An 18,550-nucleotide genomic window follows, 5' to 3' on the forward strand; every position below is an offset into this window, starting at 1 on the left:
GGAGCGACTTCTCCGGCTCCTCTCCAGATGTCCTCAGAGCCTGAAGGGGTTTAACCGGCCGCCATGCGTTGCAGGCCGCGCGGAATCGAAAAGGTGACGGTTTCTTCCACCCCTGATCTTTCCTCGGCGACCTGCCCCCCCCAGCCGCAAAGTTTTTCCACCACTTGCTGAACCAGGATTTCCGGTGCCGAGGCGCCCGCGGTGACCCCTACCGTTTCGGCGCCCTCGATCCACTCGCGCCGTAATTGGGCGGCGTCGTCGAGCAGGTAGGCCGGGATGCCCAACTTGTCCGCGATTTCCCGCAGACGATTGGAATTGGAGCTGTTGGGAGATCCCACCACCAACATCACGTCGCAATGATTGGCGAGATTTTTGACCGCTTCCTGCCGATTTTGGGTGGCATAGCAGATGTCTTCTTTTTTGGGGCCGAGGATGTTGGGAAAACGTCGTTTCAGCGCCTCCACGATGGCTTGGGTATCGTCCATGGACAGGGTGGTCTGAGTGACGTAAGCGAGATGATCGGGATCGTTGACCTGGAGTTTCTCCACGTCTTCGGGCGTTTCCACCAAATAGATGCCTCCGTTGGGGTTGCCGGTGTGGTACTGGCCCATGGTGCCTTCCACTTCCGGGTGTCCGGCGTGGCCGATGAAGATGAGCTCGCGTCCCTCTTTGGCCAGTTTGTGGACTTCGATATGAACCTTGGTGACCAAGGGGCAGGTGGCGTCGAAGACCTGAAGATCGCGTTTTTGCGCTTCCTCTTGGATTTTTTTCGACACGCCGTGGGCGCTGAAAATGAGGGTCGCCCCCTCGGGGACCTCGGTCAATTCTTCGATGAAGACCGCACCTCGTTGACGCAGATTGTCCACCACGTAGCGGTTGTGTACGACCTCGTGACGGACGTAAACTGGAGCGCCGAAGGCGTCGATGGCGCGCTCGACGATTTCAATGGCCCGATCGACACCGGCACAAAAGCCTCTGGGATTGGCGAGTAAGATTTGCATAAGGTCTACCTTCCGGAACTGTTTTCAATCATAATGCGGGCGAACCTAAACTTAGGGCCAAACGAACTGTCTATGATAGTGGCGAATAGCCAATTTGGGTAGAATTTGTTTTAATTTAGTCTACCTCGAGGCGGTTGGGGGGTGGCGATTAGAATGAGCCGCAACCTGAAGAATAAGGAGAAACTAGGATGTCTAAGGGCCAGAATTTACAAGATCCCTTCCTGAATACCCTGCGCAAGGAACACGTTCCCGTGTCCATTTACTTGGTCAACGGGATCAAGCTGCAGGGCAAGGTCGATTCGTTCGATCAATACGTGATCATGCTTAAGAATTCCGTCAACCAGATGGTCTACAAGCATGCCATTTCCACCATCGTGCCGGCACGGCCGGTGCGGATTCCTCATGGCACCGACGAGGGTAACAAAATCGAATGATTGTGCTACGACGTAGGCGCCCGCTCCGATTTCCGGCAGATGCAGTTGTTTGAACGTCCCGGGGCCGGAGAGCACGCGGTCCTGGTCCATATCGCCACTACCTTCGACGCGGAGGATTTGGCCGAACTGGAAGCTTTGGCCCAAACCGCCGGCGCGCAGCCGGTGGCCGTGGTGCAGGGGAGCCGCCGGCAACCGGATCCCCGCTTTTTCATCGGCAAGGGAAAGCTGGAAGAGCTGAGCCGGGCGGTCGCCGAATACCAGGCCGAGCTGGTGCTTTTCAATCACGCCTTGTCGCCCAGCCAGGAGCGGAATTTGGAAAAAGCGCTAGGGGTTCGGGTGGTGGATCGCACCGGTTTGATCCTGGATATTTTCGCCCAGCGCGCCCGTTCCTACGAAGGCAAGCTGCAGGTGGAGTTGGCTCAATTGCGCCATATGGCCACTCGGCTGGTGCGGGGCTGGACCCACCTGGAGCGCCAGAAAGGGGGGATCGGCTTGCGCGGTCCGGGGGAAACCCAATTGGAGACCGACCGCCGGTTGATCGGGCAGCGCATCCGTCAGATTCAACAACGTTTGCGCAAGGTGGAAAAACAGCGTGAGCAAAGTCGAAGCGCGCGCAAGAAGGCCGAGCTGCCCACCGTGGCCCTGGTGGGATACACCAATGCCGGCAAATCGACGCTGTTCAATGCGTTAACCACTGCTCACGTCTACGCCGCCGATCAGTTGTTCGCCACCCTGGATTCCACCTTGCGTCGAATCCAACTGGAGTGGGGGAATATCATTTTGGCCGATACCGTCGGCTTCATCCGTCACTTGCCCCATGAGCTAGTGGCGGCTTTTCGCTCCACTTTGCAGGAAACCTGCGAAGCGGAAGTGATATTGCATGTGATCGATGCCAGCGCGCCCCAGCGCCAGGCCAATATAGAAGCGGTTTATTCCGTGCTGGGGGAACTCGGCGTCGAGCGTGAACGGGTGATCGAGGTCTACAATAAAACCGACCGAATCGGTCGGACCCCGCGCTTGGAAAGAGATTCCGAGGGGCGGCCGCGGCGAGTTTGGTTATCGGCCCGGACCGGGGAAGGCTTCGATCTGCTCTGGGAGGCCCTGGTCGAGGTATTGGCGGATGATAGGGTGCATGCCGAAGTCCATCTTTCCCCGCGGGAAGGCGGATTGCGCGCGCGTCTATTCTCCCTCGGGCGAGTCCTGAAGGATGAGGTGGACGAGCAAGGAGGCTGGAATATGGAAGTGGAATTGCCGGCAAGATACCGGGGTGTGCTCGAGGCCATTGACGGTTATCATTGCCGCAGCGAACGGGTCCATTGAAAACTGAAAATTGATTGAATGCTAAGATAACCGATCCTGTGTGCGATGTGGGGGGCCGGCATTGGCCGGGATTGCCGTTGAACAACGATTAGGAGTGTATGCATGTCCTGGAATGAACCGGGTGGAGGAAAAAAAGATCCTTGGAGTGGGCAAGAGCAGCCGGGAGGTCCTCCGGATCTGGAGGAAATCATCCGCTCGCTTCAAGAGCGTTTCGGCCGCCTTTTCGGAGGAGGTGGCGGCGAGGGGGGAACTCCGCCGCCTTTCTTCCTGATAGGGCTGATTCTCGGCGGTATTATTGTCCTTTGGCTGTTCGCCGGCTTTTACATTATCGACGAAGGTAAGCGGGGCGTGGTGACGCGTTTCGGTCGCTATACCGAAACCACCTTGCCCGGGCTTCACTGGCACATCCCTTTTCCTGTGGAAAATGTGGAGCGCGTCGATATCAGTCAACAGCGCTTTTTGGAATTGGGCTATCGCACCGGGGTCGGGTCCGTTCCCCAGGAAGCCCTGATGCTGACCGAGGACGAAAATATCGTCAACGTCCATTTGGCCGTACAGTACAACATCGGCGATGCTCGCGATTTCCTGTTTAACATCCGCGCTCCGGAAACCACCCTCAAGGAAGTGGTCGAAAGTTCCCTCCGGGAAGTGGTGGGTCGAAATACCATGGATTTTGTCCTCACCGAAGGTCGCAGCGAAGTCGCCGCCGACGTCAAGACGCTGGCGCAAAAAATCATGAGCAGCTATCAGGCGGGGGTCGAAATCCAGACCGTCAACTTGGTGGACGCGCAGCCCCCCGAGGAAGTGCAGGGCGCCTTCGAGGACGCCATCAAGGCACGCGAGGATCGCCAGCGCTATATCAACGAGTCGCAGGCCTATGCCAACGAGATTATCCCCAAGGCCCGCGGTGAGGCGGCCCGGATTTTGGAACAGGCTCAGGGTTACAAGCAAAAGACGATCGCCAAGGCGCAAGGGGAGGCCAGCCGTTTCGAGCAGGTATTGACCGAATACGAGCTCGCGCCGGAAGTGACCCGGACGCGTCTGTATCTGGATGCGCTCGAGTCGGTTCTGGGTAAGACCGAGACGGTCATGGTCGATGTGGAAGGCGGCAATAATTTGCTTTATTTGCCCTTGGATCGCAGACCAGGGTCTCAGGCTGCATTGTCCGGTTTGCTGGAAGGCGCCAACACGAAGAGCTCGGCGTCGACCCAAGGTAATGGACAATCGCAGCAGACGCCGCTGCGGCAAGTGAACCGCGGTCGTTTCGAAAGGGGAAGATAATGGCACAGACGAAAATCGGCTTGGGAATCCTGATTCTGGTTTTGGTGATCGGCTATGCGTCGGTATTCACCGTCCATGAAACCGAGCGGGCGATCAAATTCCGTTTCGGCGAAATCGTTCGATATGACTATGAGCCGGGGTTGCATTGGAAGGTGCCGGTCCCGGTTTGGAATGCGGTCAAAAAATTTGACGCCCGCGTTTTGACCCTGGAGTCAAAACCGGAGCGATTCCTGACTTCGGAAAAGAAGAACGTGATCGTCGATTCGTTCGTCAAGTGGCGAATCGAGGACGTCAAACGGTTTTATACGACGTTGGCGGGGAATGTTCGGCAGGCCAATATCCGCCTGGATCAAGTCATCAAAGACGAGCTTCGCAGTCAATTCGGTAAGCGGACCATCCATCAGGTGGTGTCCACCGATCGGGATATCATCCGCCAGCTGTTGCTCAAGGCCACCATTCCGATCGCGGATAAGCTGGGGATCGAAATTTTCGACATTCGGATCAAACGGATCGATCTGCCGTCGCAAGTATCCAGCTCCGTTTACGCCCGGATGCGTTCCGAGCGGGAACGGGTGGCGCGGGAATTCCGTTCCGAAGGGAAGGAAGCGGCCGAACGGATCGAGGCCGAGGCCGATCGCCAACGCGAGGTGATCGTGGCCGAAGCCCAGCGCGAAGCCGACAAGCTTCGCGGGGAAGGGGATGCCGTGGCTACGGAAGTTTACGCCAAGGCGCATGACAAGAATCGTGAGTTCTTCTCCTTCTATCGCAGCCTGAATGCGTACAAGAAGACGTTCGCTCAGCCAGGCGATATGATCGTCTTGGATCCGACTTCGGACTTCTTCCGCTATTTCAAGCGCGAACAACCCCCACGCTGAGTCTGGGGAAGGGGTTAAGAAGCGTGAGCTCCGGCTGCGGGGATCTGCCCTGCAGCCGGCCTTTTGTGTGTACAAGATTGCGTTAGTTTCATGCCTGTCCGAGGTTTACCCGCCGACCGTTGGTTGTTGCCCGACGGAATAGAAGAATTGCTTCCGGAGGAAGCCGCCCAGCTCGAGGAGCTCAGGCGTCGTCTGCTCGACACTTGCGCCTCATGGGCTTACGAGCAGGTGGTTCCGCCGATGATCGAGTTTCTCGATTCGTTATTGACCGGTACGAGTCACGATCTCGAGCTCCAAACCTTTAAACTCACCGATCCTTCAAGCGGCCGTTTGCTGGGGGTGCGTCCCGACATGACACCCCAAGTGGCGCGGATCGATGCCCATCATCTCAAGCGCTCAGAACCGACCCGCCTGTGCTATGTGGGAACGGTGCTCAGGGCTTATGCCGATACTTTAGATAAATCCCGCAGCCCCATTCAAATCGGCGCGGAATTATACGGCCACAGCGGTCCCGAAGCGGATTTGGAAGTCATCCGCTTGATGTTGGAGTTATTGGCCCAGGCCGGTGTTTTGGAAGTCCATCTGGATTTGGGGCATGTGGGGATTTTCCGGGGCCTGGCGCGGCAGTCGGGGTTGAATGAAGAAGCCGAGGCGGAACTGTTCGATATTTTGCAGCGCAAATCGCGTCCGGATCTGCAAGCGTTTTTGGCCCAATGCTCGTGCCCGGAAGAGGCCAAGGCGCGCTTGGCGGCGCTGCTGGATCTCAACGGCGGGGAAGAGGTATTGGTGCGTGCCCGGGAAGTGTTGGCCTCCGCGGATTCGTCGGTCCTGGAGGCGCTGGACCGATTGGAACAGGTGACCGCTTGTTTGCGGCGCCTGCATGCGGCGCTTCCGATTCATTTCGATTTGGCCGAACTGAGAGGCTACCACTACCATACCGGCCTCGTATTCGCCGCGCTGGTGCCCGGATATGGGCGCGAGATTGCCCGTGGTGGGCGCTATGACGCCATCGGCGAAGTTTTCGGGCGGGCCCGGCCAGCGGTGGGGTTCAGTGCGGATTTAAAGCAACTGATCCGTTCGGGAACTGCGCTGCCAAAGGCGCCCCGCAAGCGTTTGTTCGCGCCCGCCGGCGAGGCCCCGGCGCTTTTGGAAACGATTCGGAGACTGCGCCTGGAAGGCTGGCAAGTGGTACAGGCGCTGACGGAGGCCGACGATCCGCGCCGGATGGGGTGTAAGTGGCGACTCGAACCGCTCGATGGGCGATGGGAGATCGTCCCTTTGACTGATTGAAAGCGTCGAGCAAGTTTGTCGTTCTGATTAGGGGTGAAAACGGAAAAAACATGGGAAAAAACGTTATTGTGATCGGAACCCAGTGGGGGGACGAGGGGAAAGGGAAGATCGTCGATTGGTTGACCGACCGGGTCAAAGCGGTGGCGCGCTTTCAAGGCGGGCACAATGCGGGCCATACCCTGGTGATCGACGGCCATAAAACCATCCTGCATTTGATTCCCTCCGGTGCGTTGCATCCGGGGGTGGAGTGTTTGATCGGCAACGGCGTCGTTTTGTCACCTCCGGCGCTTTTGGAAGAAGTCGAGACGCTGGAGCGGGGAGGCGTGGCCATCCGTGATCGTCTCAAGATCAGTGCCGCTTGTCCCTTGTTGCTGCCGGTCCATGTGGCCTTGGACAAGGCCCGCGAGACGGCGCGCGGAGACGGCGCCATCGGCACCACCGGGCGAGGCATCGGGCCGGCCTACGAGGACAAGGTGGCCCGCCGCAGCATTCGGGCCGACGACTGGTTCTATCCGGCGGAATTGGCGGAAAAGCTGCGCGCCTTGCTCGACTACCACAACTTCGTATTGACTCGTTATTATCAGTGCCCCGCGGTCGATTTTGAGGCGGCTTTGAACGAGTTGACGACCTGGGGTGAAGCCCTCAAACCCATGGTCGCCGATGTCGGGGTGCGCTTGAGCGAATTGCAGCGTCAGGGAGAGGATCTGCTCTTCGAAGGGGCGCAAGGCGCTTTATTGGATATCGACCACGGCACTTACCCCTTCGTGACTTCCTCCAACACCACCGCCGGCGGAGCCGCCCCCGGTTGCGGTCTGGGGCCGCGGGATTTCGATTACGTGCTGGGGATTACCAAGGCGTATTCCACCCGGGTCGGCAACGGGCCGTTTCCCACCGAACTCCAGGACGCGGTCGGTCGACACTTGGCGGATAAAGGCCAGGAATTCGGCGCCACCACCGGCCGTCCGCGCCGCTGCGGTTGGTTCGATGCGGTCGCGATGCGCAAATCCGCGCGCCTCAACAGCCTGTCCGGTATTTGTCTGACCAAATTGGATGTTTTGGACGGCTTGGAAGAAATCGCCATCGGCGTCGGCTATCGGCTCGAGGGTCGGTTGATGGAGCAGACCCCTCTCAGCGCGGAGGATTATGTCCGCTGCGAGCCGGTGCTGGAAACCCTGCCCGGCTGGAAGGAAAGCACTGCCGGAATCACCCGATGGGAGGATCTGCCGGCCAATGCCCGGACTTATATCCGGCGGATCGAAGAACTGCTCCAGGTGCCGGTGACCATCCTTTCCACCGGACCCGACCGACATCAGACCATCGTCATCGAACATCCGTTTGATTGAATCGGCTGTTGGCCGGGGTGATGGGTGCGTTAAATCTTCGGGCATGTCCGCTGGAAAATATATACCTGTAATTGCAGGTTTATAAATGCGTGTGCTTCAATATGAAAGTACCCGAATAAGAATCAAAATCCTCATGCGAGCCTTGAGGGTTCATCATAAAAGGAGGCTGAGACATGTTCGACATGAAACCTTTGTTGACCGTAGTGGCGTTGGCGAGCGTCACCCATTCGGCGGGAGCGATCCAGTGGCAGCCGCTGCCGGAGGAGGCACCGGCGCCGGCCGACAATCCCACCACGCCGGCCAAGGTCGAATTGGGGAAAATCCTCTATTTCGATCCGCGTCTGTCTTCCACCGGGACCTTCTCGTGCAATTCCTGTCACAACGTGATGGCGGGCGGGGACGACAACCGTCCATTTGCCGCCGGGGTTCACGGTCAAACCGGGGGACGCAGCGCGCCGACCGTTTGGAATTCCGCTTTTCACGCGACCCAATTCTGGGACGGGCGCGCGGCCAGCCTCGAGGATCAAGCGCGCGGTCCGGTCACCAACCCCGTCGAAATGGGCATGAAGGGTTGGGATGACGTGGTCGCCCGTTTGAAGCAGGTTCCCGGCTATCCCGATTTGTTTAAGGAGGCATTCGGCGCCGATGCCGAAATCACCGAGGACAACGCGGTCAAGGCGATCGCCGCATACGAGCGCACCTTGATCACGCCCAACAGCCCCTACGATCGTTATGTAAAGGGCGACAAGTCCGCTTTGTCGGAGCAACAAGTGCGGGGGATGCAGACCTTCGCCGAGGTGGGGTGCGTCGGCTGCCACTCGGGTCCGGCTTTCAGCGGTCAGATGAAGCAGGGGGCCGGCGTGTTCCAGAAATTCCCCGTCTTCGATAACGCCTTTTTCGAGCGCAAGTACAACTTCAAGGAAGATCTGGGTCGCTACGAGGTGACCCAGGACGATGCCGACAAGCACCTGTTCAAGGTGCCGACCTTGCGCAACGTCGCTTTGACCGCACCTTATTTCCATAACGGTTCGGTCAAGACCTTGGATCAGGCGGTTCGGGTGATGGGTAAACTGCAGCTCAATCGGAGTCTGACCGATCAGCAGGTGGAAGACATCTCGGCGTTCCTGAACGGCTTGACCGGAGAATTCCCCGAACAGGAGATGCCGCGTCTGCCGGTGACTCCGGGAAAGACCTTCGACTACGTCAAATAATCCATGACTGGAGGGGCGGACACGTAGGTCTGCCCCCACCCAGCGCCTGTCGCGGTTCAGAGCAACCGGCCGTGAACGGCCAGATGACGATCGCTGACTTTTTCCACTCGAAAATCTTCCAACCCGGCCGCGCGTAATTGATCTCCAATTTCGGCCGGGGTAAAGGCGGCACAGAGGGAGTTGTAAAAGTCCCGGCGTAAAATTTCCGGCGCCTCCGCCGTGTATCGCGCCACCAGTTGGCGGGCTTTTTCCTTGCTTGCCGGTCTTGCCAGATCCATCATCAAGACCGCCGCTCCCGGAAATCCCCGGCGACGGATTTCCCGCCACAAAATGGTGGGATCCGGGAGGTGGTGGAGCAGGCTGTTGCTGAGGATCGTGTCGTAGCGGCGAGGCAATCGTTCGGTGGGAATGCGTGCCTTGCGGAAATCCACCCCCGGGACGAGCGCCGGTCGGCGGTTTCGCCTGCGGCGGGCGATGGCCAGCATCGCCTCCGCGCCGTCGATGCCGGTCAGTCGGCAGTCCGGATGGCGTTCGGCGAAACTGAGCGTGATCTCTCCGGGACCGCAGCCGATGTCCAATCCATGTGCGGGTCGATGACCGGGGAAGTAACGCTCGAACAATTCCAAAAACAGGGTATTGGCCTCCTGGAAATCGGCCTCGGCATAGGCTTTGGCCTGAAGCGGTTCGTCCATCAACTCGGGTTCGGGGATTCGGATCCGCAGATCGTCATGGCTATGCATGAGAGAGGCTCCAAAACTTGGGCTCTGTTGACATTTGCAAGGAAGAGCCGGAGAGAGCGCTCCGGGACCGTTCGCAGCAGGGATGCTGCGATTCGAGCGTACATGGATGTATTTACAGCGTGTTCCGGAGCGCTCTCTCCGGCTCCCTCAATGAGTGTTTGGAACAACTAAATGTCAACCCATCTTGGGCCAATTGTCGCCTACAAACGTCCCCCAGGGCAACACGGCAGTTTGATATAATTGCCTGCTTTCCGATTTTGATGTTTGATGGGATTTCACATGGCCCAAAAGCTTTATATCCAGACCTTCGGTTGCCAGATGAACGAATACGATTCGGGCAAGATGGGAGACGTGCTGCGCCAATCCCACGGTCTGGAACGGACTCTCGATCCCGAGGAAGCCGATGTCTTGCTGCTGAATACCTGTTCCGTGCGGGAGAAGGCGCAGGAAAAGGTGTTTTCCCTCTTGGGCCGCTGGCGGCCGCTGAAAAAACGGCGGCCCGAGGTCATCATCGGCGTCGGCGGCTGTGTCGCCAGCCAGGAAGGCGAAACGGTCCAACAGCGAGCGCCCTATGTGGACATCGTCTTCGGTCCCCAGACTCTGCATCGCCTGCCGGAACTGTTGGAGCGGGTGCGTCGGGAGCGGCGGTCGGTCATGGACATCTCCTTTCCCGAAATCGAAAAATTCGATGCCTTGCCTCAGCCTCGCGCCGAGGGGGCGAAAGCGTACGTTTCGGTGATGGAAGGCTGCAGCAAGTACTGCACCTATTGTGTGGTGCCTTATACCCGAGGCGCCGAAGTCAGCCGACCGGTGCGCGATGTGATCGAAGAGATCGAGGATTTAGCGCAGCAGGGAGTGAAAGAGGTCAACCTGCTAGGACAAAACGTCAACGCCTATCGGGGCGAGAGTGAAGACGGCGAGGAGACCGACTTGGCGCTGTTGTTGTTCGAAGTGGCCGCCATCGACGGGATCGAGCGGATCCGCTTTACCACTTCCCACCCGGCCGAGTTCGACGACAATCTGATCGAGGCGTTCGCCTCGATCCCGCAATTGGTCGATCATCTGCACCTGCCGGTTCAGTCGGGCAGCGACGCGGTATTGGCCCGAATGAAGCGCGGCTATACACGGCGCGAATACATGGAGAAAATCGAACGCCTGCGCCAGGTCCGGCCCAACCTTTCCTTGTCATCGGATTTCATCGTGGGCTTTCCCGGCGAGACGGAGGAAGAGTTCGAGCAAACCATGGATTTGATCGAACGGGTGGGATTCGATCATTCCTACAGTTTCATCTATAGTCCCCGCCCCGGAACCCCGGCGACCGAGCTGCCCGACGATGTGCCCCCGGCGGTGAAAAAAGCCCGCCTCAGCCGGCTGCAGCAGAGAATCCAGTCGATGGCCGCGGATATTTCCCGCGAAATGGTGGGCACCCGTCCCAGGATTCTGGTGGAAGGGGCTTCCCGAAAGAATCCGCGGGAATTGTGCGGACGCACCGAAAACAACCGGGTGGTGAACTTTCAGGGACCGTCTTCCTTGGTGGGACGCTTTGCCGAGGTGGTCATCGCCGACGCGCTGCCGAACTCCTTGCGGGGGCGATTGGTCTAAGTTATGCTGAGGAAAACTTGGATAGAGGTGTTAAACCAGCCCTATGGGGCTTAATTCTTACCCATTGACAGACGAATCTACCACGCTGCAAATTACCTTGGAGCCCGCGGATAACCGGCGTTTGGCCAATCTTTGCGGGCAATACGACGAAAACCTGAAACAAATCGAACAACGCCTCGGCGTGGAAATCGCCAGCCGCGGCAATCGATTCCGGATCATTGGCTTGAGTCAGCCGGCGGAAGCGGCTTCCCTCCTTATCCGCAACTTGTTTCAAGCGACCACTTCGGAAACCATCACTCCCGAGCACGTGCATTTGTCGCTGCAAAACTCCAGCGTCAATGCGCTATTGGATGCGGAGGAGGCGTCCGAGGTCGAAGCGCCGGTCGTCATCCGTACGCGCAAGGCGTTGATCAAAGCGCGGGGACCCAACCAGCAACGTTATTTGAAAAACATTCTTTCTCTCGACGTCAACTTCGGCATCGGGCCGGCGGGAACGGGAAAAACCTATCTGGCGGTGGCCTGTGCGGTGGCGGCATTGGAAGAAGAAGTGGTCAAACGCTTGGTATTGACCCGTCCGGCGGTGGAAGCCGGGGAACGGTTGGGATTTCTGCCGGGCGATATGGCGCAGAAGGTCGACCCCTACCTGCGGCCGCTTTACGATGCGCTGTATGAAATGCTGGGTTTCGACCGCGTCCTGAAACTGATCGAACGCAATGTCATCGAGGTGGCGCCGTTGGCTTTCATGCGCGGGCGGACCCTGAACGACTCGTTCATCATCCTGGACGAGGCTCAAAATACCACCATCGAACAGATCAAAATGTTTCTGACCCGGGTGGGGTTCGGTTCCACCGCGGTGATCACCGGGGACGTGACCCAGGTGGATTTGCCCAAAGGTCGGCCCTCGGGACTCAAGCACGTGCTCGAGGTCCTGAAAGGGGTCGAGGGAATCGGTTTTACCTATTTCGATGCGAACGACGTGGTGCGCCACCCCTTGGTCCAGCGCATCGTCGCCGCCTACGAGGCCCATGAGAAACGGCAGCAACGTTTGGCGTCAGGAGATTGACGTGACCGCTTGCGTCGATATTCAGATCCGGTGCGATCACCCTTGTCCATCCGAGGAGAAGCTGCGCCAATGGGTCGATGCGGCTTTAGAGGGAAAGTCGGCCGAAGTTTCCCTGGCGATCGTGGACGAGGCGGAAATCACCGTCCTCAACCAGCGCTATCGCCATCGGAACCGTCCCACCAATGTCCTCAGCTTTCCGTTCGAAGCCCCCGCCGGCGTGCCGCTGGCGTTTCTCGGAGACGTGGTGATCTGCGCGCCGGTGGTCGCTCGCGAGGCGCAAGCCCAGGGCAAGACGGAAGCGGCTCACTGGGCCCATATGGTGGTCCATGGGGTGCTGCATTTGCGCGGTTTCGACCATATCGCTACGGAGGAGGCGGAAATGATGGAGTCCCTCGAAAGGAAAATTTTGTCCCAGCTGGGTTTTGAAGATCCCTATTTGTCGATTGAGGTAATTGAACGATCATGAACGACGAGCAGGCCGATGAGATAAGCGACTCAAAAAATTGGGTCGAACGTTTGAGTCATTTCTTTTCCGGCGAACCCAAGACCCGCGACGATTTGATGGAAATCTTGCGGGATGCTCAAAAACGCGAACTCCTCGACAGCGAGGCCTTGCCCATGATCGAAGGGGTGTTGAAGGTCTCCGAATTGCGGGTGCGCGACGTGATGGTGCCGCGGGCGCAGATGGCCGTACTCCATCAAGACGCTTCCCTGGAAGACATTCTCTCGGTGGTAATCGATACCGCCCATTCCCGATTCCCGGTGAGCGGCGAAGACCGCAGCCAGGTGGTTGGGATTTTGTTGGCCAAGGATTTGCTGCCCTACGTCCTGCGCCGGAAATTCAACATTCCCGTCAAAAGACTGATGCGGCGCGCCTTGTTCGTTCCCGAAAGCAAGCGTCTCAACGTGATGTTGCGCGAGTTCCGGATGCGCCGCCAACACATGGCCATCGTCATCGACGAGTACGGCGCCGCCGCGGGTCTGGTGACGATCGAGAATATTCTGGAACAAATCGTGGGAGATATCGCCGACGAACACGATCTGGAGGAAGAGTACATCTTCCGGCGCAGCAATCGAGTCTTTACCGTCAAGGCGATTACCCCGATCGAAGAGTTCAATGCCTATTTCGATACCGACTTCAGCGCCGAGGATTTCGATACCATCGGCGGGATGATCGTCCACACCTTGGGATACGTCCCCAAGCGGGGGGAACAGGTGGCATTGGATTCGTTCTTGTTCGAGGTGCTGCGCGCCAACAAGCGCCGAGTCCATTTATTGAAGGTGAAGCTGAAGGAGCCCGACACGAAGCACGGCTACGACATGGAGGCCTGATTGTGCTGGCCGGTTATCGGGCCCAATTGTTCCAGGCGCTGATTGCAGGTGCCTTGCTTCCTTTCGCTTTCGCCCCCTATGGCCAGTCATGGCTGGCGCCTCTGGTTTTGGCCTGGCTTTTCCATCTGATATGGCGGCAGACGCCTTGCCCGCGTCGGGCGTTCGCCCTGGGCTATCTATTCGGCCTGGGGCAATTCGGGGTCGGGGTTTGGTGGGTGTATGTGAGCATGCATCGATACAGCGGCGCCGGGGTTGCGGCGGCGGGCGGGTTGACGGTGCTGCTGGTCGCCTTTCTCGCCTTGTATCCGGCCGTGGCGAGCGCGTTCACCGGTTGGTTGTTCAAGCGCAACGCAAAGGGCTGGGAAGCCGACCCCGCGAACTGGCGGCCGATGTTGGTCTTGCCGTCCATATGGATTGGGGTGGAATGGTTGCGAGGATGGCTGTTGACCGGTTTTCCCTGGCTCGAGGTGGGCTACAGCCAGATCGATGCCCCCCTGGCCGGATTCGCGCCCTTGGTGGGGGAATACGGAACCGGCTGGCTGACCGTGCTGACCGCCGCAGTGCTGTGGGCGATTTGGCGCGCGAAAGCTCTCCCAACGCAAAATCGCCAAGCGGGCCATTGGGTCGCGGTGGCGGTAATCCTCTGGCTGGCGGGGGCGGGTTTCAAAGCCGTTCCTTGGACCCAACCCGCCGGCGATCCTTTTCGAGTCGCTCTCCTTCAGGGCGATATTTCCCAAGATCTCAAGTGGCGGCCGGAGACCCGAAGGCGGATTTTGGCCGCCTATCTGGACATGACCCGCCGGAACTGGGGGGCGGATTTGATCGTCTGGCCGGAGACCGCCGTGCCGGCGTTTTATCATCAAGTTCGGGAAGGATTGTTCCTGCCTCTGGAGCGGGAAGCCGCAGCTCGGGGAAGCGATTTGCTCGTCGGCGTGCCGATGCTGGAATCGGCGACGGATCGTTACTACAACGCCTTGATCGGTCTGGGCGAGGCATCCGGACGTTACTATAAGCGGCATTTGGTGCCGTTCGGGGAGTTTTTGCCCTTGCGTTCGCTTTTGGGGTTCATTCTGGAGGTGCTCCAAATTCCCCTGTCCGACTTCAGTGCCGGCGACGACGATCAAGCATTGATCGTAGCGGCCGGTTTTCCGGTGGCGGCGACCATCTGCTACGAGGATGCCTTCGCCCGCGACGCCTTGGTGGGACTGCCGGAGGCCGCCTACATGGTCAATGTCAGCAACGACGCTTGGTTCGGCGATACGATCGCGCCCCATCAGCACCTGCAAATGGCCAGAATGCGGGCATTGGAAGGGGGGCGCTATTTGCTCCGCGCCACCAACACCGGGATCACCGCAGTGATCGATTCAAGGGGGAAGGTGAAGGCGCAGGCGGCTTCTTTCGTTCGGACTTCCTTGACGGAAACCATCGTTCCCTTGGCCGGAGCGACCCCCTATGTGATTTGGGGCGATTGGCCATTGTGGCTGGGGATGTTGGGAATCTTGGGTTGGGTGGTGTTCGATCGAAAGAAGGGCAATGCAACCGAATAGATGGGGTTCTGTTTTTTGATACCACCCTCCTCACCCCGACCCTTGTATGTTTTGTGACAGACTCGTTCGGAAAGAGTGTCGCACAAAAGTATGGGTCCCCTTCTCCCTCTTGGAGGGAGAAGGTTAGGATGAGGGTGGATCTAATTGAAATAAAAGGTATTTTGTGATTTAAACCACCCTCACCCTGGCCCTCTCCCGCCAGCGGGAGAGGGAGATAGGAGGGTTTGTGAAACGTCTGCGGATTACACCAATCTCCGGGCCCGGGTGAAGGCTTCCCGGAAGTCGAAGTACACGTGTTCTTCGGTGCGGAGAAGATCCCGCAGCATGGCGTTCTGAAGCTTGTATTTGATGCCGCCCACGGCCAGGGGGCCGACGCTCACCGCATCGGGGCTGTTGGGCGTGGTGGACAGGGGAGCGCCCATGTCCTTCGCTTTCACGCCTTCGACTCCCGCCGGCGGGACGGCGTTGACGTCTCCGACCACTTTCAGCCGGGTGGTATCTTCGAGCATTTCCTTATCCAATACCTGGATGCCGGCCTTGGTGGTATTGAAGAGGATGTCGGCGCGGTTGACCAGCCACGACTTGCTGGCGCCGGAACTGGAAAAAGTGCCTTTCAGATGGCAGCCGCAGCGACGGCTGTATTCCGCGGCGGTCTGCATGGCGGTGTCCAGGCTCAAATGGTCCACCAGGGTTACGTCGGCCCCGGCCAGGGAGGCGATGACCCCGGTGGAGATGCCCACCGGTCCGGTGCCGCCGAAAACAACTGCCCGGCAGTCTTTCATTTCCAGGTCGTGTTTTTCCTTGAGCTGCTTCTCCACCGAGGCGACCAAGGCGGTGGCGGTGGTGAAGGCGCCGGAAGGATCGGCCAGAACCGATACCTCGAACGGCGGGACCATGGCTTTCTTGACGGTTTCCATCATATCCAGGGCGATACCGATGTCGCGGCCACCGATGAAAATAGCGGTTTCCTTCACTCCCTTGGGTACGCGGGAAAAGATGATGTCCTGGGTCAGGCCGTAAACCTGGTCCGGCGACACGTTGGCGTGGGGGAAAATCATGTCGAAGCCCGCGTCCACCGCCATGTTGATGTCGAAGGGGCTGACTTGGGGGCGGGGGCTTAACATGTGGAGTACGGTTCGGGTGGTCATGAATCGTTAGCCTCGTGGAAATTAGCGTTTGGACTGGATGAAATCGCGGGCGACGGCAAAGGCCTGATCGTAATGGAGATAAACCGGCTTGTCGGTTTCGCGCATCTGCTTCAGAAGCCGGTGATGGGCCTGATATTTGACGTTGCCGATGGCAAGCGCGCCGATGCCCACGGCACCGCCGGAAGAACCCGGAATGGCTGCGCCGTCCGCCATCGCATCGATGCCGGCGATCCCGGCGGGGGGGACGGCGTTGACGTCGGCGGCGACCTTCAGATGGGGGGCGGCGGCGACCTGATCGGCGCTCAGCAATTGGATGCCGGCGGCACCGGTGGCGAAGATGAGATCGGCTTCGGGAAGCAAGGAATCCAACCGGTCGTTGCCTTCACCGCCGATCGAGGTCTTCCCTTCGCCGAAGCATTCATTGCAAAGTTTGGCGATGCGTTCGGATTTTTCTTTTTGCCGCCCCATGATGGTGACCTCGCAACCGGCCTTGGCGCATAGGACGGCGGCGATTTGTCCCACCGGACCGGTACCGGCGAGAATCAACACGCGTTTGCCGGCCAGTTCGGTATCGAATTTGTCGGCCAGCTCGCGCTCGGCGGCGGCCACCATCGCCGCGGCGGTGGTGAAAGCACCCGACGGGTCGGCGAGCACGGAGATTTCAAACGGCGGCACCATGGCGCCTTGGGCGCTTTGGAGCATCTTGACCGCCATTTCCGGATCGCGTCCGCCGATGAAAGCGGCGGTCCGCTTGACCCCTTTGGGACCACGCGAGAAGATCGAGTCTTGGATGAGATTTTGGACTTCGTCTTCGGCCACGTTCAAATACGGCATCGTCACTTGCCAGCCGGCATCTTGCGCCATGTTGACGTCGAAAGGGCTTAAGTTCTTTTCGGTGGTGATCATGTGCAAGATATAGGGTTTTTCCATGAGCTCGGCCCTTGTTTCTGTTACGTTTAAAGATATTTCTTCAATTATTACGTGGCAGCTATGCAAAAACAAATTTTTTGCCTTTACCCGCCACCGTTCAGCGAAGTCCCGCTGAAGGGTTTATATCTCGGTCATCGCCTGTTCGAATTGGGGCTATCGGGGCGTCCTCGCCCTTTCGTGTATGCCAATTTTCTCGCCAGCCTCGACGGCCGCATCGCTTTGGAGGACATGCGCACCGGTCAGCCCTATTTGCCCAAGAGTTTGACCACGCCGGCGGATTTCCGTCTGTTCCTGGAGTTGGAGGCCCAGGCCGATTGTCTCATCACCCACGGCGGCTATCTGCGCGCATTGGCCGAAGGCACCCTGGGCAACATTCTCCAACTGGGAGCGCATCCGGCGGGCGAGGATTTGGTCGCCTGGCGCCAGTCCCAAGGACTGAAGCCTCAACCGGCGATCGCCATCGCCAGCGGCAGCCTGGATTTCGTGATTCCCGAGTCGGTACGGATACATCATCAGCCCGTCTACCTCTTTACCGGCGAAGGGGCCGATCCGGTCCGGGTCGAAGCCTGGCGCAAGGAGGGCTATCCGGTGATTTTCGCCGGTTCCGGCCGTTTGGTGGAAGGCCGGCGTTTGATTTCGATCCTGGGGCAATTGGGGTATCGTAGCATTTATCTGATTGCCGGTCCCGCCATGCTGGATACCGTCCTGCGCAGCGGCCAATTGGATCGATTATATCAAACCATCACCCATCAGCTCATGGGGGGCGAGGCATTTCGGACCATGTTGCCGGGACCGGAGTTGGGGCTGATCGGCCATCTCCGCTTGCGTTCCCTCTACTACGATCCGGCCGGTCCCGGCGGAGCGGGGCAATGGTTCGCCCAGTTCGACAGTCAGTAACGGGCCGCCTGTCGTTCCGCCTCCCGGGCGCCGGACGGATCGCTGTTCAAGCGTCTGGCTTGGGCGATGAGCCGCCAGTTGCCACGCAGGAGGTCCTTGTCTCCGCTCGCCAGGCTGATGGATTTCTTGGCCAGCTCTTCCGCCAACCGGGGCTGGTGCTGTTCCAGGCGCAGCCGGGCCAAGTGGTGCCAAAGTTCGGGGTTGCGGGGTTGAATTCTCAAAGCGCGTTCCAAGCGTGTGGCTGCCCGCTCCAAGTCCCCTTGTTGGCGGTCGGATTCCGCTTGTTGCATCAAGGCGATCACCGCGGGAGAAGCCTCCACCGTAGGCGCGGGAGGCGTCTCCGCCGGCACCGGTGCGGGTTCGGGAGTCGGCGGTGGAGGAGGCTGGGGATATGTCTGCGCCTCTGGGGGGGGCGTCGGTGAAGAAGGATAGTCCGGGGCGGGTGTCTGCGGCGCGAAAACGGGATCCAGGGAGCAGGCGCTTTGCAGCAAAGCCAAGACGATGAGGGCAATCAGGCGTGAAAGCACAGCGTGTTC

At 59.0% G+C, this 18,550-nt stretch carries 18 protein-coding genes; 13 read left to right on the forward strand and 5 right to left on the reverse strand.

Annotation, left to right across the window (positions count from 1 at the left end; all coding sequences use genetic code 11):
* Positions 1 to 50: 50 nt before the first annotated feature.
* On the reverse strand, positions 51 to 1,001 hold the full coding sequence (gene ispH, locus H035_RS0102760; RefSeq protein ID WP_022947479.1) for a 4-hydroxy-3-methylbut-2-enyl diphosphate reductase: 951 nt from the start codon (positions 999 to 1,001) through the stop codon (positions 51 to 53).
* A 188-nt stretch (positions 1,002 to 1,189) separates the two neighbouring features.
* Here ispH and hfq point away from each other — a divergent pair, with 188 nt between their 5' ends.
* The 7 genes from hfq (at position 1,190) to H035_RS0102795 (ending at position 8,755) form a co-directional block, all read left to right on the forward strand.
* Complete coding sequence (hfq, locus tag H035_RS0102765) at positions 1,190 to 1,435, forward strand: RNA chaperone Hfq (RefSeq protein ID WP_022947480.1); 246 nt, start codon at positions 1,190 to 1,192, stop codon at positions 1,433 to 1,435.
* 45 nt (positions 1,436 to 1,480) lie between these two features.
* On the forward strand, positions 1,481 to 2,755 hold the full coding sequence (hflX, locus tag H035_RS0102770) for a ribosome rescue GTPase HflX (protein WP_026596199.1): 1,275 nt from the start codon (positions 1,481 to 1,483) through the stop codon (positions 2,753 to 2,755).
* A 102-nt stretch (positions 2,756 to 2,857) separates the two neighbouring features.
* On the forward strand, positions 2,858 to 4,036 hold the full coding sequence (gene hflK, locus H035_RS0102775) for an FtsH protease activity modulator HflK (RefSeq protein WP_022947482.1): 1,179 nt from the start codon (positions 2,858 to 2,860) through the stop codon (positions 4,034 to 4,036).
* Positions 4,036 to 4,911: a protease modulator HflC gene (gene hflC, locus H035_RS0102780; protein ID WP_022947483.1), complete on the forward strand. Its 876-nt coding sequence runs from the start codon at positions 4,036 to 4,038 to the stop codon at positions 4,909 to 4,911. Before hflK ends, hflC begins: the two co-directional genes overlap by 1 nt.
* A 90-nt stretch (positions 4,912 to 5,001) precedes the next feature.
* Positions 5,002 to 6,201 (forward strand): ATP phosphoribosyltransferase regulatory subunit, encoded by a 1,200-nt coding sequence (locus tag H035_RS0102785; RefSeq protein ID WP_022947484.1) that lies wholly within the window; start codon positions 5,002 to 5,004, stop codon positions 6,199 to 6,201.
* Positions 6,202 to 6,251: 50 nt separating this feature from the next.
* On the forward strand, positions 6,252 to 7,544 hold the full coding sequence (locus tag H035_RS0102790) for an adenylosuccinate synthase (protein ID WP_022947485.1): 1,293 nt from the start codon (positions 6,252 to 6,254) through the stop codon (positions 7,542 to 7,544).
* Positions 7,545 to 7,717: 173 nt separating this feature from the next.
* The gene (locus H035_RS0102795; protein WP_022947486.1) at positions 7,718 to 8,755 is read left to right on the forward strand and encodes a cytochrome-c peroxidase; all 1,038 of its coding nucleotides are present in this window, start codon (positions 7,718 to 7,720) and stop codon (positions 8,753 to 8,755) included.
* 56 nt (positions 8,756 to 8,811) lie between these two features.
* Here the strand turns inward: H035_RS0102795 and H035_RS0102800 are convergent, their stop codons facing one another.
* Positions 8,812 to 9,495: a class I SAM-dependent methyltransferase gene (locus tag H035_RS0102800; protein ID WP_022947487.1), complete on the reverse strand. Its 684-nt coding sequence runs from the start codon at positions 9,493 to 9,495 to the stop codon at positions 8,812 to 8,814.
* Between the two features lie 279 nt (positions 9,496 to 9,774).
* On the opposite strand from H035_RS0102800, the gene miaB reads away from it, so the two are divergent.
* The 5 genes from miaB to lnt are packed head-to-tail and all read left to right on the forward strand — an operon-like array spanning position 9,775 to position 15,039.
* Positions 9,775 to 11,097, forward strand: coding sequence for a tRNA (N6-isopentenyl adenosine(37)-C2)-methylthiotransferase MiaB (gene miaB, locus H035_RS0102805; protein ID WP_026596201.1), 1,323 nt, complete (start codon positions 9,775 to 9,777; stop codon positions 11,095 to 11,097).
* Positions 11,098 to 11,140: 43 nt separating this feature from the next.
* A complete protein-coding gene (locus H035_RS0102810) occupies positions 11,141 to 12,160 on the forward strand; it encodes a PhoH family protein (protein WP_022947489.1) in 1,020 nt (339 codons plus the stop codon).
* Positions 12,123 to 12,626, forward strand: a complete 504-nt coding sequence (gene ybeY / locus H035_RS0102815) for an rRNA maturation RNase YbeY (protein WP_152485953.1) — start codon at positions 12,123 to 12,125, stop codon at positions 12,624 to 12,626. Before H035_RS0102810 ends, ybeY begins: the two co-directional genes overlap by 38 nt.
* Positions 12,623 to 13,492 carry an HlyC/CorC family transporter gene (locus H035_RS0102820; RefSeq protein WP_022947491.1) on the forward strand — a complete coding sequence of 290 codons (870 nt, stop codon included), beginning with the start codon at positions 12,623 to 12,625 and terminating at the stop codon, positions 13,490 to 13,492. The genes ybeY and H035_RS0102820 overlap by 4 nt, the downstream gene beginning before the upstream one ends.
* 2 nt (positions 13,493 to 13,494) lie before the next feature.
* Positions 13,495 to 15,039 carry an apolipoprotein N-acyltransferase gene (lnt, locus tag H035_RS0102825; protein ID WP_022947492.1) on the forward strand — a complete coding sequence of 515 codons (1,545 nt, stop codon included), beginning with the start codon at positions 13,495 to 13,497 and terminating at the stop codon, positions 15,037 to 15,039.
* A gap of 242 nt (positions 15,040 to 15,281) precedes the next feature.
* Here the strand turns inward: lnt and H035_RS0102830 are convergent, their stop codons facing one another.
* Both H035_RS0102830 and H035_RS0102835 read right to left on the reverse strand, forming a co-directional pair.
* Positions 15,282 to 16,187 (reverse strand): NAD(P)-dependent methylenetetrahydromethanopterin dehydrogenase, encoded by a 906-nt coding sequence (locus H035_RS0102830; protein WP_022947493.1) that lies wholly within the window; start codon positions 16,185 to 16,187, stop codon positions 15,282 to 15,284.
* Between the two features lie 21 nt (positions 16,188 to 16,208).
* Complete coding sequence (locus H035_RS0102835; protein WP_022947494.1) at positions 16,209 to 17,117, reverse strand: NAD(P)-dependent methylenetetrahydromethanopterin dehydrogenase; 909 nt, start codon at positions 17,115 to 17,117, stop codon at positions 16,209 to 16,211.
* A gap of 60 nt (positions 17,118 to 17,177) precedes the next feature.
* Here H035_RS0102835 and H035_RS0102840 point away from each other — a divergent pair, with 60 nt between their 5' ends.
* Positions 17,178 to 18,014, forward strand: a complete 837-nt coding sequence (locus H035_RS0102840; RefSeq protein WP_022947495.1) for a RibD family protein — start codon at positions 17,178 to 17,180, stop codon at positions 18,012 to 18,014.
* Here the strand turns inward: H035_RS0102840 and H035_RS21720 are convergent.
* The gene (locus tag H035_RS21720) at positions 18,008 to 18,541 is read right to left on the reverse strand and encodes a tetratricopeptide repeat protein (protein WP_026596204.1); all 534 of its coding nucleotides are present in this window, start codon (positions 18,539 to 18,541) and stop codon (positions 18,008 to 18,010) included. The genes H035_RS0102840 and H035_RS21720 overlap by 7 nt on opposite strands.
* Between the last annotated feature and the right edge of the window lie 9 nt (positions 18,542 to 18,550).

The sequence above is a fragment of the Methylohalobius crimeensis 10Ki genome (assembly GCF_000421465.1).
Classification (GTDB): domain Bacteria; phylum Pseudomonadota; class Gammaproteobacteria; order Methylococcales; family Methylothermaceae; genus Methylohalobius; species Methylohalobius crimeensis.

Coding starts and splice junctions, on each gene's coding strand:
- hflC (WP_022947483.1), top strand. CDS start 4,036: ATGGCACAGACGAAAATCGGCTTGGGAATCCTGATTCTGGTTTTGGTG.
- H035_RS0102785 (WP_022947484.1), top strand. CDS start 5,002: ATGCCTGTCCGAGGTTTACCCGCCGACCGTTGGTTGTTGCCCGACGGA.
- hfq (WP_022947480.1), top strand. CDS start 1,190: ATGTCTAAGGGCCAGAATTTACAAGATCCCTTCCTGAATACCCTGCGC.
- H035_RS0102830 (WP_022947493.1), bottom strand. CDS start 16,187: ATGACCACCCGAACCGTACTCCACATGTTAAGCCCCCGCCCCCAAGTC.
- H035_RS0102795 (WP_022947486.1), top strand. CDS start 7,718: ATGTTCGACATGAAACCTTTGTTGACCGTAGTGGCGTTGGCGAGCGTC.
- miaB (WP_026596201.1), top strand. CDS start 9,775: ATGGCCCAAAAGCTTTATATCCAGACCTTCGGTTGCCAGATGAACGAA.
- ybeY (WP_152485953.1), top strand. CDS start 12,123: ATGAGAAACGGCAGCAACGTTTGGCGTCAGGAGATTGACGTGACCGCT.
- H035_RS0102790 (WP_022947485.1), top strand. CDS start 6,252: ATGGGAAAAAACGTTATTGTGATCGGAACCCAGTGGGGGGACGAGGGG.
- H035_RS0102820 (WP_022947491.1), top strand. CDS start 12,623: ATGAACGACGAGCAGGCCGATGAGATAAGCGACTCAAAAAATTGGGTC.
- H035_RS0102840 (WP_022947495.1), top strand. CDS start 17,178: ATGCAAAAACAAATTTTTTGCCTTTACCCGCCACCGTTCAGCGAAGTC.
- H035_RS0102800 (WP_022947487.1), bottom strand. CDS start 9,495: ATGCATAGCCATGACGATCTGCGGATCCGAATCCCCGAACCCGAGTTG.
- ispH (WP_022947479.1), bottom strand. CDS start 1,001: ATGCAAATCTTACTCGCCAATCCCAGAGGCTTTTGTGCCGGTGTCGAT.
- H035_RS0102835 (WP_022947494.1), bottom strand. CDS start 17,117: ATGGAAAAACCCTATATCTTGCACATGATCACCACCGAAAAGAACTTA.
- hflK (WP_022947482.1), top strand. CDS start 2,858: ATGTCCTGGAATGAACCGGGTGGAGGAAAAAAAGATCCTTGGAGTGGG.
- H035_RS0102810 (WP_022947489.1), top strand. CDS start 11,141: ATGGGGCTTAATTCTTACCCATTGACAGACGAATCTACCACGCTGCAA.